The organism is Loktanella sp. Alg231-35, from assembly GCF_900143545.1.
GTDB lineage: Bacteria > Pseudomonadota > Alphaproteobacteria > Rhodobacterales > Rhodobacteraceae > Yoonia.
The window spans coordinates 78,194-90,953 of the sequence record NZ_FREV01000004.1; the positions used below are offsets into that span (position 1 = coordinate 78,194).

Annotated in this window: 12 protein-coding genes; 6 read left to right on the plus strand and 6 right to left on the minus strand. The window is 57.2% G+C overall.

Annotated elements, in window-relative coordinates; all coding sequences use genetic code 11:
* Positions 1–12: 12 nt before the first annotated feature.
* Together DHN10_RS10255 and proS are read right to left on the minus strand one after the other, a co-directional pair.
* The gene (locus DHN10_RS10255; RefSeq protein WP_108815246.1) at positions 13–585 is read right to left on the minus strand and encodes a peroxiredoxin; all 573 of its coding nucleotides are present in this window, start codon (positions 583–585) and stop codon (positions 13–15) included.
* Positions 582–1,922, minus strand: a complete 1,341-nt coding sequence (gene proS, locus DHN10_RS10260; RefSeq protein WP_108815247.1) for a proline--tRNA ligase — start codon at positions 1,920–1,922, stop codon at positions 582–584. Before proS ends, DHN10_RS10255 begins: the two co-directional genes overlap by 4 nt.
* Positions 1,923–2,080: 158 nt before the next feature.
* Here proS and DHN10_RS10265 point away from each other — a divergent pair, with 158 nt between their 5' ends.
* The 6 genes from DHN10_RS10265 (at position 2,081) to DHN10_RS10290 (ending at position 9,921) form a co-directional block, all read left to right on the plus strand.
* Positions 2,081–2,668 carry a YceI family protein gene (locus tag DHN10_RS10265; RefSeq protein ID WP_108815248.1) on the plus strand — a complete coding sequence of 196 codons (588 nt, stop codon included), beginning with the start codon at positions 2,081–2,083 and terminating at the stop codon, positions 2,666–2,668.
* Between the two features lie 69 nt (positions 2,669–2,737).
* Positions 2,738–3,832 (plus strand): AI-2E family transporter, encoded by a 1,095-nt coding sequence (locus DHN10_RS10270; protein WP_108815249.1) that lies wholly within the window; start codon positions 2,738–2,740, stop codon positions 3,830–3,832.
* Complete coding sequence (locus DHN10_RS10275) at positions 3,833–4,492, plus strand: DnaA ATPase domain-containing protein (RefSeq protein ID WP_108815250.1); 660 nt, start codon at positions 3,833–3,835, stop codon at positions 4,490–4,492.
* Positions 4,493–4,542: 50 nt separating this feature from the next.
* Positions 4,543–6,711, plus strand: coding sequence for an RNA degradosome polyphosphate kinase (locus DHN10_RS10280; RefSeq protein WP_108815251.1), 2,169 nt, complete (start codon positions 4,543–4,545; stop codon positions 6,709–6,711).
* 293 nt (positions 6,712–7,004) lie between these two features.
* Positions 7,005–8,552: a Ppx/GppA family phosphatase gene (locus tag DHN10_RS10285; protein WP_108815252.1), complete on the plus strand. Its 1,548-nt coding sequence runs from the start codon at positions 7,005–7,007 to the stop codon at positions 8,550–8,552.
* Between the two features lie 298 nt (positions 8,553–8,850).
* Positions 8,851–9,921 (plus strand): PP2C family protein-serine/threonine phosphatase, encoded by a 1,071-nt coding sequence (locus tag DHN10_RS10290; RefSeq protein WP_108815253.1) that lies wholly within the window; start codon positions 8,851–8,853, stop codon positions 9,919–9,921.
* A gap of 63 nt (positions 9,922–9,984) precedes the next feature.
* On the opposite strand, the gene DHN10_RS10295 is transcribed toward DHN10_RS10290, so the two are convergent.
* From DHN10_RS10295 to DHN10_RS10310, 4 genes are read right to left on the minus strand one after another with little or no spacing between them, the layout of a single operon-like run.
* Positions 9,985–10,980: an endonuclease/exonuclease/phosphatase family protein gene (locus DHN10_RS10295; RefSeq protein ID WP_108815254.1), complete on the minus strand. Its 996-nt coding sequence runs from the start codon at positions 10,978–10,980 to the stop codon at positions 9,985–9,987.
* Positions 10,977–11,660 (minus strand): molecular chaperone DjiA, encoded by a 684-nt coding sequence (locus DHN10_RS10300; protein ID WP_108815255.1) that lies wholly within the window; start codon positions 11,658–11,660, stop codon positions 10,977–10,979. The genes DHN10_RS10295 and DHN10_RS10300 overlap by 4 nt, the downstream gene beginning before the upstream one ends.
* Before the next feature lie 13 nt (positions 11,661–11,673).
* A complete protein-coding gene (locus tag DHN10_RS10305; protein ID WP_108815256.1) occupies positions 11,674–12,144 on the minus strand; it encodes a GNAT family N-acetyltransferase in 471 nt (156 codons plus the stop codon).
* Positions 12,141–12,749: a VOC family protein gene (locus tag DHN10_RS10310; RefSeq protein ID WP_108815257.1), complete on the minus strand. Its 609-nt coding sequence runs from the start codon at positions 12,747–12,749 to the stop codon at positions 12,141–12,143. Before DHN10_RS10310 ends, DHN10_RS10305 begins: the two co-directional genes overlap by 4 nt.
* Between the last annotated feature and the right edge of the window lie 11 nt (positions 12,750–12,760).

A 12,760-nucleotide genomic window follows, 5' to 3' on the forward strand; every position in this document is an offset into this window, starting at 1 on the left:
CGGCGCAGGCAGCTATGCGCGTTCTTCCGCGTCTTTGCGTAGCCAAGCGATCACATTCTGCGCATCCTGATCAGGCGGAAACACTGGATAGAACACCCGCAAGATCGCCCTGTCCCGAACTATCATCGTGAGCCGTTTGTGTAGATGCACCCCTTCAACGTCCATCCCCGGCAGGTTGAGCGCTTTGCCCAGTGCTTGACCATCATCCGAGAGCAAGGCGAATGGCAGGTGCAACCGTTCTGCCGCCTCTTGTTGATAGGTCTGGGTTTGGGTCGACAGCCCAAAAAGGTTCTTCACGCCGTATTCCCGTAGCTCAGCATAATGATCGCGAAAAGCGCAGGATTGCGGCGTGCAGCCGCGCGCGCCGGGGATCTGGTCCCATCTGTCAGGCAGGTCGCGGTCAGGGCGGCCTGTCATGGGGTAGATGTAAATGACGGTCAGCCCGCTGAGCTGGCCGAGGTTTACCGTACCACCGTTCGTGCTAGGCAGGCTCAGGTCAGGCAGGTCCTTACCTTCCAGATGGTCCGCCTTGCCATCATCCGAGGGCGACGGGATCAGTGACCAGTCAACCTCGGTCAGGCTCATGCGATGCCTTCGTATATCTTGGCGATTTTGGCCACGGCCTCTTCGGGTGGCAATTCTTCGCTTTCGCCTGTGCGGCGGCTTGTCAGTTCAACAACACCGTTCTTGAGGCCGCGCGGGCCTACCGTAATCCGCCACGGCAAGCCGATCATATCCATGGCGCCAAACTTGGCCCCTGCACGTTCGTCGCGGTCGTCATAAAGCGGCTCAAGCCCAAGGGCGGTCAATGACGCATAAAGCGCTTCACAGGCTGCATCTGCTGCGTCATCCCCCTGCCGCATGTTCAAGATACCGCAATGGAACGGGGTCACGCCTTCCGGCCAGATGATACCTTTGTCGTCATGGCTGGCCTCAATAATCGCGCCCAACAGACGCGACACACCAATACCGTGCGAGCCCATGTGGACCGGTACTTTGCCACCCTTGCCATCATCAACCTCGGCGCCCATCGCCTCGGAATACTTGGTGCCAAAGTAAAAGATTTGCCCCACTTCGATGCCGCGTGCCGTGCGGCGGCGTTCCTCTGGCACGTCGTTGAACAGCTCCTCATCATGGGTTTCGTCGGTGCGGGCGTAGCGCGAGGTGAACTCCTCCAACACGCTCTGGCACGCGGCGTGGTCGTCAAAGTCGACATCGCGGTTGCCAAATTTCAGGTCGGTGATCTCGCTGTCATAGAACACTTCGCTTTCGCCTGTGTCGGCCAGCACGAGGAACTCATGCGTGTTGTCGCCCCCAATCGGACCACTATCCGCGCGCATCGGGATCGCCTGCAGGCCCATGCGTTCATAGGTGCGCAGATAGCTGACCAGATGGCGGTTGTAGGCGTGCAGCGCATCTTCTTTGGTCAGGTCAAAGTTATAGCCATCTTTCATATAGAATTCACGGCCGCGCATCACACCAAAGCGCGGGCGGACCTCATCGCGGAACTTCCACTGGATTTGGTAAAGGGTCAGCGGCAGGTCTTTGTAGCTGTTCACATGGGCGCGGAAGATATCCGTCACCATTTCTTCTGCCGTTGGCGTGAACAACATATCACGCCCACCCCGGTCCTTAATGCGCAACATTTCTTCGCCGTAAGCATCATAGCGTCCGCTTTCGCGCCAAAGGTCGGCGGACTGGATCGTCGGCATCTGAATGGCGATATGCCCCGCACGCGCCTGTTCTTCATGCACGATGTTTTCGATCTTGCGCAGCACCTTAAAACCAAGCGGCAACCACGAATAAATCCCCGCGCTGGCCTGTTTGATCATCCCGGCCTGCAACATGTAGCGATGGCTGACAATCTGCGCCTCGCGCGGCGTTTCTTTCAGAACAGGGAGGAAATAGCGGCTCAGGCGCATTGGATTGACCTTTATGGAAAGCAAATGTTGGCGTTTGGTGTAAGCCGGGCTGCGGGCCCTCGCAAGCACTCAGATCACAGATTGGCGATGCGGCAGAATAAATCTGAGGGTTCAGGCGTAAGTCCTGTAATACTTACGCAATCAAAGGATCACCGCCGATGTCCCGCTTTCCGAACCTCGCCCTTGCCATTTTGCTGCTTTTTCCGGTCATGGCCACCGCGGCACCTGTCAACTATGCCCTGCAACCTGACCGCTCAGAGGTGGGGTTTAACTATACGCTATCGGGCGCACAGAACCGCGGCACGATGCCCGTATCACAGGCAAGCATCCAGATTGACTTCGATACGTTCACCGCATCATCGGTAGTCGCCTCGGTTGACGTGCGCGGCGCACGTACCGGTCTGATCTTTGCGACTGAAGCCCTGAAGGCAAGCAGCGTGCTGGATGCCCGCAACCATCCCACGATCCGCTTCCAATCCACAGCGATCCGCCCCAATGACCTGCGCAATCTATCGGCAGGCGGCAAGATCGACGGGCTGTTGACGATCCGGGGTATCACCCAACCAGTGACACTGGATGCATCTTTGTTTCGCCAGCAGGGCACAGAAGCTGGTGATCTGAGCCAGCTCAGCTTTCGGATCAGCGGGGCCGTTAGTCGGTCGGCGTTTGGGGCAAGTGGCTATAGCGATCTTGTGGCTGACACGATCGAGCTTGATATCGCAGCACGCGTTGTCAGGGCAGAGTAATTTGCCCCCAGCCCTTGCAGGACCAAGCTGCATGCCGCATCTATTGCGGTAAGCAATTACGGATGAAACATGGCACTTCCTGTCGGACAACAAGCAAAATACTGGGGCATTGCAACGGCTGTCTTTCTTATTGCGCTTTGGTTTCTGGGCGATGTGATTTTGCCATTTGTACTGGGCGGGGCCATTGCCTATTGCCTTGATCCGATTGCGGACAGGCTGGAACGGGCGGGATGCAGCCGCATCGCTGCCGTTGCAATCATTACCCTGACAGCCGTTTTGGTGTTCATCCCGCTTTTGTTTCTGATCATCGCAAATCTGGTGGAACAGATGACACTGCTGATCAACACCGCGCCAGAGCTGTTCGATACCGTCAGCGCCGGGCTCAAAGAACGCTTTCCACAACTTTTCGACGAAGAAAGTGCCGCATATCAGCAGCTTATCGCGCTGCGCGAGGCGGTCCAAGCCAGAGGCGGCGAATTGGTCAACGGGGTTCTGTCCTCGGCGTTGGGGCTAATCAACATCATTGTTTTGGTCGTGATTGTGCCGGTTGTGGCCATCTATATGCTGCTTGACTGGGACAATATGACAGCGAAGATCGATGAGATGCTGCCCCGCGACCATGTTGAAACGATCCGGGGCATCGCGCGCGATATCGATGCGACGCTGGCGTCCTTCATTCGGGGCCAAGGCACCGTTTGTCTGATCCTTGGAACCTACTATGCTGTCGCTCTGATGATTGCCGGGCTGAATTTTGGACTGATTGTCGGGTTCATTGCCGGGCTCATTACCTTCATTCCTTATGTTGGCGCATTGGTGGGTGGCGTTCTGGCTATTGGTCTTGCCTTGTTCCAATTCTGGGGCTCGGTCGAGGTCACCGACGGCGACACCATCACTTATGCCACCAACTGGCTGCGGATCGGGATTGTCGCAGGCATCTTCGGTGTTGGGCAGTTTTTGGAAGGGAACATTCTGACACCGAAATTGGTGGGAAGTTCCGTTGGCCTGCACCCTGTCTGGCTGCTTTTTGCTTTGTCGGTTTTTGGATCGCTCTTTGGATTTGTTGGCATGCTTGTTGCTGTGCCAATTGCAGCGATGATCGGCGTGGTCGCCCGCTGGGGGGTGGTGCAATATAAGCAAAGCCTGCTTTATCGCGGGCAATCCTGAATGACTAATCAGCTTGTTTTTGACTGGCCCACCGGTGTGGCCCTTGGGCCGGATGATTTCTTTGTCTCCGAGGCCAATGCAAAGGCGGCATCCCTGATGGCCTCCCCTGATGATTGGCCCGAACGCAAACTGGTCGTCGCCGGGCCCGCGGGATGCGGCAAAAGCCATCTTGCGCGGATTTTCCAAGGGCAAACCGGGGCATCGCTGATCAACGCGCGTGACGTTACGCCTGCCTATATGCCGTCCTGCGACATGGTGGTGATCGAAGATATGGAACAACTACCCCAACCGGCGGAAGAGCATATCTTTCACCTGCACAACAACCTGCGCGCGGGCGGCGGCACCCTGATGATGACGGCACAAACACCGCCCAGTCGCTGGCCCATCGCCTTGCCTGATCTGCGCAGCCGCATGGAGGCCGCCACCGTCGTCCAGATCGACGACCCCGATGATGCGCTTTTGTCGGCGCTGATCATGAAACTGTTTGCAGACCGGCAGATCATGCCAAAACCCGAATTGGTCAGCTATCTAGCCACTCGGATTGAGCGCTCCTTTGCTGCGGCTTCTGATATCGTGGCGCGGCTGGATGCCGCCGCTTTGGCCGAAGGGCGCAGCATCAACCGGGGTCTCGCGGCGAGCTTACTGGACAAGCCCGCCTAAACCCCTGATACTTGTCATAGAACCGCAACAAAGGCGGTCCAAAAGGCCCCATGACCAACGCTGACTTTCTTGAAGGGGACTTTCCGTCCCCGACCACACTCGATATCGACATCAAAAGCCCCGCGCGTTTTGTGAACCGCGAACTAAGCTGGCTAAGCTTTAACTGGCGCGTGCTGGAAGAGGCCGAGAACCCGCGCGTGCCCTTGCTGGAACGGCTGCGGTTCCTGTCGATATCCGCCACTAACCTTGATGAATTCTACACCGTCCGGGTTGCTGGCCTGCGAGAGCTGACGAATGAGGGCAATGTAACGCCTGGCCTTGATGGCCGCACACCTGCCGAACAACTAACCGTCATCGATCTGGATGCGCGCAGCCTAATGGCGCGCCAGCAGGCAGTTTTCATTGCCCTGCAGTCCGAGATGGCAGCACAGGATATCCATATCCTTGCGCAAAAGGACCTCAGTGAAGCCGATGTCGCCTACCTCGAAGATGTGTTTATCGAACAAGTCTTCCCGGTATTGTCGCCCCTCGCGATTGACCCCGCACACCCGTTCCCGTTCCTGCCCAACGAAGGCTTTGCACTTGCGCTGCAATTAGAGCGGCCCAGCGACAAGCGCCAATTGCGGTCCTTGCTGCCAGTCCCTGCGCAGATCGACCGCTTTGTGGCCCTACCGACCGACAAGGGCCATCGGTTTCTGCCGCTCGAAGAATTGTTGCTGCTTAACATCTCGCGGCTATTTCCGGGATACAAAACAAAGGGCAGCTGTGCCTTCAAAGTGCTGCGCGACAGCGACCTGGAACTTGAGGATGAGGCCGAAGACCTTGTGCGCGAATTTGAAACCGCGTTGAAACGGCGCCGCCGCGGCGAGGTGGTGCGTCTGAAACTCTCTGCCGGCGCGCCAACCGCGCTCAAATCGTTGATCATGTCCGAACTACATGTGACCGAAGAAACCGTCGTCGAAGTGGACGGGTTGATCGGTATCGCCGATCTGGGAGAACTGGTGCTGGACAGCAGGCCAGAGTTGCTCTGGCCAACCTTTGCACCGCGTGTGCCGGAACGGGTTCAGGACCACGATGGCGATATGTTCGCGGCCATCCGGCAAAAGGACATGCTGTTACACCACCCCTATGAGACCTTCGATATGGTGGTGCGTTTCCTGACCCAGGCCGCACGTGATCCCAACGTGGTGGCGATCAAACAAACACTTTATCGGACCTCCAAACGTTCCCCCATTGTCGAAGCGCTCTGCGAAGCGGCCGAGGACGGAAAATCTGTAACGGCTCTGGTCGAATTGAAAGCCCGCTTTGACGAAGCCGCCAACATCCGCCAATCACGGCGGCTGGAACGGGCTGGCGCCCATGTGGTTTACGGATTCCTGAATTACAAAACCCACGCCAAGATCAGCACCGTAGTGCGCCGCGAGGGCGAGAAATTGGTGACCTACACGCATTTCGGCACCGGCAACTACCATCCGATTACGGCCCGAATCTACACGGATCTAAGCCTCTTCACTTGCGATGCCAAACTGGGGCGCGATGCGACGAAGGTCTTCAACTACCTGTCCGGTTACGCACAACCCGAGGGGCTGGAAAACCTGTCGATCTCACCGCTCACGCTGAAAGAAACCCTGCTTGATCGGATCGCGGCAGAGGCTGAAAATGCGCAAGCGGGTAAACCCGCGATGATCTGGGCCAAGATGAACTCCCTGATCGACAGTGACGTGATTGACGCGCTTTATGCGGCCAGTCAGGCGGGCGTGCAGATCAGCCTTGTTGTACGCGGCATCTGCGGGCTGCGGCCCGGTGTGAAGGGGTTGTCCGAAAACATCCGCGTCAAATCTGTTGTAGGGCGTTTCTTGGAACACTCGCGGATAGTCTGCTTTGGCAATGGGCAGGCGCTGCCTTCCAAAAAAGCAAAGGTCTACATGAGTTCCGCCGACTGGATGGGCCGTAACCTAAACCGCCGGGTTGAAACGCTGGTTGAGATCAAGAACACGACGGTCAAGGCCCAGATCGTGCGTCAGATTATGGCGGCAAACATGGCCGATGTGGCACAAAGTTGGGTCATGGCCGCCGACGGAAGTTTTCAGCGCGGCAAGGTGGATGAAGGTGCATTTGCGTTCAACTGCCACCGCTTCTTTATGGAAAACCCATCGCTGTCAGGACGCGGATCAGCAGGTGCATCCGATGTGCCGCAGTTAACGCATGAGGATGACTAGGCTGCGTTTTATGGGGTTACTCAAACCCGACTGCATCTTGTTGTGAACCAACGCGGACAGCGTAAAGCCCGCATTGCGGGTCAGATCACGCGATACAATCTCTAGATTGTCGTATTTCTTAAGTGCCGGGTGCATTTTTTGTCAGGTTCAGTTCATATTGAAGTGCGATCGCTTTTGTTGTCTGGACCATGATTTCAACCCACCCCACTGGCAACCGCATTTATTGCGGGCTGGATGATTGACGCTGATTGCCCGACAGCCCATTGTTGCAGCGGGGTAAGAGCTGCGAGCACATGACGCAACCATCAAACGTTGAAACGATCGACTGGGGGCCTTTTGGGCGCCCCTTGTTTGAAGATGCCGCAGCCAAGGGCCTGAGCCGGGTTGGCGTAATCGATGTCGGCTCGAACTCTGTCCGATTAGTTGTGTTTGATGGCGCGGCGCGTTCGCCTGCCTATTTCTACAATGAAAAAATCATGTGTGCGCTGGGGGCCGGTCTGACCCAAACCGGGCACCTGAACCCTAAAGGCCGTTTGCGTGCCCTTTCGGCGATCCGACGTTTTGCCGCATTGGCCGAAGGCATGGGCATACCAACCCTGACGGCAGTCGCCACCGCTGCGGTGCGTGAAGCCTCTGACGGCAAGGATTTTCAGGACCATGTGCTGCGCGAAACCGGCATCAAGCTCTGGATCATTGACGGCAAGGAAGAGGCGCGATTGTCGGCACAGGGCGTCCTGTTGGGATGGCCGGGTAGCTATGGGTTGGTTTGCGACATTGGTGGATCGTCCATGGAATTGGCGGATCTTGCCGAGGGCCGCGTTGGGCGGCGCGTGACATCGGCGCTTGGCCCGCTGAAGCTGCGCGAAATCAAGGGCGGCAAGAAAGCCGTCAAAGCGCATGTGCGCGAAGTGATGGCAAAGCTGCATGACGATATGGATAACGTCACCGGCATGCGCTTGTTCCTTGTCGGCGGATCATGGCGGGCGATTGCGCGCGTCGATATGGAGCGGCGCAGTTACCCGCTGACCGTCTTGCACGAATACCGCATGACCGCACGGCAAATCAGTAAGACGGCCGAATACATCCGCAAATCAAACCTGCAAGACCTGCGCAGTCGCTGCAATATTTCGGACAGCCGGATGTCGCTGGTCCCGCTGGCCTCGATCGTGCTTAAGGAACTGATCCGCACCTTCAAGCCCAAGGATGTTGCCGTGTCATCCTATGGCATCCGCGAAGGGATGCTGTACGAACAGATGCCCCGTGAACTGCGCGAACGTGATCCACTGATCGAGGCCTGCCGCTTTGCCGAGGCCAAGGATGCGCGTCTGCCCGGTTTTGGTCGGGTCCTTTATGATTTTGTGAAACCGCTGTTCCCGCGTGCCAACTGGCAACGCAAGCGTATCATCAAGGCGGCGTGCCTTTTACATGACGTCAGCTGGCGCGCGCATCCCGACTACCGGGCCGAGGTGACGTTTGACAACGCCACCCGCGCCAACCTTGGTGGTCTCAAGCATTACGAACGAGTGTTGCTGGGGCTTGCGCTGATGAACCGCTACACCAGCAAGATAAGCAATTCGCGGTTTGATCCGCTTTTTGAGATGCTTGATGAGGGTCAGATCAAAGAGGCTGAAATTCTTGGCCGGGCGATGCGTCTTGGGGCGATGCTCTGGCTGACTGCAGACGAAGAACCCGGCACGCTGAAATGGAAACCCAAGTCGCGCGAATTGACACTGCGGCTGACCCAACACGCGCGTCCACTTTTCGGCGAGGTGGCCGAGGCCCGGTTTGCAGCACTGGCCACCGCGATGGGAGCAACCGGAAACGTCAAGTTTACCAAATAGATACTGATATCAAATCACGTCGATAACGCGCTCTGCGAATCGCCTCAAAATTGAAATTTTTTGAAAGAAAAACAACTCAAAATAGTATCGGCAGAATCACAAACCTGTACATATTATCCACAACAGGCACTAAATGTATGCGCATGAGGGTCACTGTTCCCTCAATCGACACAGTGTCGCCACGTATCTGCCCGAAAGTTGCCATTGTTCACCGGCTTCCTCTACTCTAGTCTTATCGGGCAGCTGTAGTTGAGCGTGCCCGCGTTTTGTTACATGGTTCGAATTAGGTTAAATAGTGATGTTGGACGGTAGACAGGTGTGTGCGGAAGTTCTGAGTTTTGATGTATCGACAGTGGCCCTCAAAGGTGCCCGCGATTATCAAGAAGACAGCTTCATTTCCAATTTTGCGCTCGGTCAGGATACAGGGTTTGCTGTGTTGGCAGACGGTATGGGCGGCCATACATCGGGGCATGTTGCCAGCACGCTGGTGGTGTCCGAAATGTTTGCGCAGCTCAAGATCAAGGATCAGATGCTTGATGAGGGTGTCCTGAACATTCCCTCCACACTGGAAACAGCCGCCGAGGCCGCAAATGCGCGCGTTTCGCAACATGTTTCAGAAGATGACGAAGCCCACGGCATGGGCGCAACCCTGCTGTCGGTTGTGATCCGGCAAGAAAAACTCTTTTGGATCTCGGTGGGCGATTCACCTTTGCTGCTGTTCCGCGACGGTGCCCTGCGCCAGTTGAATAAAGATCACTCCATGGCCCCTGAAATTGACATGATGGTCAAAGCCGGCGCCATGTCCGAGGAAGTCGGGCGCGATCATCCGGATCGCAATACGCTAACGTCGGCCATTACCGGTGGCAAAATTCGAAAGATCGACTGCCCCGAGCACCCCGTTACCTTGCTGCCTGATGACATCCTGATCGTTGCAAGTGACGGCATCCAGTATCTGTCGAATGAGGTTATTGCGCGTACGCTCAAGCAGACCCAATCCGGGCGCAGCGTCGACATCGCCAATGCGCTGGTCGAAGAGATCGAAGAACTCAACGATCCAGAGCAGGACAACACGGCCTGCCTGATCTTCAAGGTGAGCGTGAGCCTGCAGGAACAGCCTATTGCTGTGGACATTGTCGACAAGCCAGTACTGGCCACTGCCCCCGAGAAAGTGGCGGAGCGTAAGCCATCACGTATCGTGCGCATTGTACCAAAGAAGCCCAAAGCCGAAGAACTTGCCGTCGAAGAACGCCCTGAGGCGCAAGAGACATCTGCGTTTGATGTGGAAGAAGAGCACCACGAGGATGCGCTCGCCGCGGGTGAGCGACGCAAGGCCTATTGGTATCGTGGGCAGCGGTTCTACAAGGACTGAACCACGGGGCACTGTTCCGCTGCACAAAGGCGCGTTGCGATTTAGGTTCTTAGGCGAACTGCTTTAGGCTAGGTCCAACACGACCGGAAAGTGATCTGACGACGCCAAGAGCGCCTCGCGCAATACTGGGTCGGCGTAGCACTCGGGATGGTCAAACGGGTGCCAGATTTGCCACTGCGGGTCACGCGCATGCACGCCCGGCGACACCATCACATAGTCCAACAGCGCCTGTAGAAATGGCTGGCCTTTGCGTTTGAAACGGGCCGTTGTGGGCGCCGCCCCGATGCGCCGCCCCAGCGCCATGCGGGCATGTGGATCAAACAGGGGGATGCCTTCCCCCTCGCCCAGAACAATCTCTACTCCGGAGCGACCAAAGAGCTTTTCGTATTCGTCCAGCCCCGGACCATCGTTGAAATCGCCCAGAACGATCAGGTCATCGCCCGCCTCTAGATGGGTCGCCACGCGACGCCGCAACCAGATGCATTGCGCCAATTGCTTGCGTCTGTTCTGGATGGAAATGCGGGTCGCTTCGGCCTCATCGCGCGCGCCATGCGGCGCTTTGGATTTTGCATGCACACCGATCAGGCGCAGTGGGCCCATGGCGGTCTCCAACGCCACTTCCAGCGGGGGCTTGGACCAGACGATCGGGTCAGGATGGGCGTCAATGTCAACATCCATGGCGAATGCGCCGTCAAAGCGCGGCGCATCATCGGTTCCTTGTGGATCATGCCGTGCTGTGACCGTGTCGGGGTCATAAAGCAGCGCAATTTCCTGCTGTGTGTCATTGGCGAACCCTATCAGGGCCTCACGAGCCCGCAGGCCAAAGCGCAACGCGAAATGCTCTAACGCTTTGATCGAGCTGCGATGTCGGCTGGTATCGGGGGCCTCAATGATCATTACGACATCAGCATCCAACGCGGCAAAGACATGCCCCAAACCGGCGGTTTGCTGGGCCTTGGTCACATCCCAGCGGGATGACCAACTGCCATCATCGATCAACTGGCCATCATCATCAAACAGGCTATTGAACCATTCCACATTGTAGGTGGCGATCCTCACGCTGCTTTTCCGCCCTGAATTTCTTCCCAGGCGCGGTTGATGGCTACCATGCGTCGCTCGGCCAGTTTGATGGCCTCCTGAGGTACACCGCGGGCCAGCATCTGATCTGGGTGGGTTTCACGGACCAGTTTGCGCCACGCCGCGCGGACCTCGTCCATGGGTGCGTCGGGATCAACGCCGAGTACATCGAAAGGATCGCGGTCAGCTTCGGCCACAAACTGTGCGCGGATGCCACGAAAGCGCCGCTCATCAAAGCCAAATATCTGCGCCACCTCATGCAGGAAATCATCCTCTTTGGGATGATAGACACCATCTGCCACCGCAATGTGAAACAGTCCCTCTAGCAAGTCGCAAAGCGGACGGTCGTCACTGCCATACATCGCCTTGATGCGACGCGCATAGGTGTCATACCCCGCCACGTCCTGACGGGCGAGGTTGAAGACACGCGCTGCGTTCACTTCTTCCTCTGGCGGGATCACGAACACCTCGCGGAAGGCCACAACCTCATCCTTGGTCACCAACCCGTCTGCCTTGGCCATCTTTGCACCCAGTGCGATCACTGCAATAGCAAAGGCCACAGTCCGGTCAGGATCTGTGCGCAGTTTCTCAAAGATAGCCAAAAGACCCTCGCCACTGGCAAGGGCCGAGATCGCCTCAGCAATGCGCGACCAAATCGACATGGGGTGCTGCCTTTCAGAGTAATTTCTGCATCAAAACAAGATCGAACCAACGCCCGAACTTGAACCCGACTTGGGGCAGCGTTGCAACCTCTTCAAATCCCAGTCGGGCGTGAAATTGCACAGCACCTGTATTTTCGGCGCTACAACCGGCAAACATCGAGTGCTTTCCTGCGGCCTTGGCGTGATCCAGCAATGCCAGCATCAGTGCGCGTCCACCGCCCTGACCATGCCCATCGGCATGCAGCATGATCGTATGCTCGACGGTGAAGCGATACCCCTGCCCACCGCGAAAGGGGAAATAGCGTGCAAAGCCCAGCACCTGATCATCTTGCACCCAGACAAGACAGTCTTTGGCGGTCAAATCGATAACTTCGGCAACGGTTTTCTCGACAGGGTTGAAGGTGATCACGGTCTCGCGGATTGCGCGATTCCAGATATCAGCGATTTGAGGGGCATCGGCAGGCGCGGCAGGTCGGATCTTCATAAGGTTCTGACACCGGCAGGCGTGTCAAATGTGGCCTTCATGGCAGACCGACCCGCGTGCAGCGTTACCCGATCATCAGTGAGTGCCATCATGTCGCGCAACTGCTCTGCCAGGGGATGTGTCACCTCAAGCCCGATCAGGCGGCACCCGCTGGTGGGCAGTCGGTCTGCGGGATGATGGGTGCCCTTGGCCCATTTGATCAGCGTCGGAAACGCGCCATCATAGGGAAGACTACCATCGTCAGGGACTGTGATTTGCCATGACAGATCACCACGTGTCAGCGCTTGCGGTGTCCCGACAGCGGCAGGGGCCTTGGCCACGGCGGCGTCCAGATCATCGGTCTGGCAAATCCAATTCGCCAAACGGGGCGGGCCGCTGAACTGCGCCAGATCAAACCACGTATGTCCGGCCTCGGGCACAGCCCCTGCCTCAACCGCGATCACTTCCAGATAAAGCCCATCCGCCAACCCAAACAGCGTGTTATGCGTGCCATAGCGGGCATGTTGCCCGCCGGGTTGCATCTTTACACCCAGTTGACGCTCGACCCAAGCCGTCCCTTTGTCCAAAGACACGCAAGCAACGGCAAGATGATCGAGTGTCAGCATAGGCGCACTAT

Bases quoted from the DNA above. Each gene is read 5' to 3' on its own strand.
- DHN10_RS10255 (WP_108815246.1), bottom strand. From the start codon at position 585: ATGAGCCTGACCGAGGTTGACTGGTCACTGATCCCGTCGCCCTCGGAT.
- proS (WP_108815247.1), bottom strand. From the start codon at position 1,922: ATGCGCCTGAGCCGCTATTTCCTCCCTGTTCTGAAAGAAACGCCGCGC.
- DHN10_RS10265 (WP_108815248.1), top strand. From the start codon at position 2,081: ATGTCCCGCTTTCCGAACCTCGCCCTTGCCATTTTGCTGCTTTTTCCG.
- DHN10_RS10270 (WP_108815249.1), top strand. From the start codon at position 2,738: ATGGCACTTCCTGTCGGACAACAAGCAAAATACTGGGGCATTGCAACG.
- DHN10_RS10275 (WP_108815250.1), top strand. From the start codon at position 3,833: ATGACTAATCAGCTTGTTTTTGACTGGCCCACCGGTGTGGCCCTTGGG.
- DHN10_RS10280 (WP_108815251.1), top strand. From the start codon at position 4,543: ATGACCAACGCTGACTTTCTTGAAGGGGACTTTCCGTCCCCGACCACA.
- DHN10_RS10285 (WP_108815252.1), top strand. From the start codon at position 7,005: ATGACGCAACCATCAAACGTTGAAACGATCGACTGGGGGCCTTTTGGG.
- DHN10_RS10290 (WP_108815253.1), top strand. From the start codon at position 8,851: ATGTTGGACGGTAGACAGGTGTGTGCGGAAGTTCTGAGTTTTGATGTA.
- DHN10_RS10300 (WP_108815255.1), bottom strand. From the start codon at position 11,660: ATGTCGATTTGGTCGCGCATTGCTGAGGCGATCTCGGCCCTTGCCAGT.
- DHN10_RS10305 (WP_108815256.1), bottom strand. From the start codon at position 12,144: ATGAAGATCCGACCTGCCGCGCCTGCCGATGCCCCTCAAATCGCTGAT.
- DHN10_RS10310 (WP_108815257.1), bottom strand. From the start codon at position 12,749: ATGCTGACACTCGATCATCTTGCCGTTGCTTGCGTGTCTTTGGACAAA.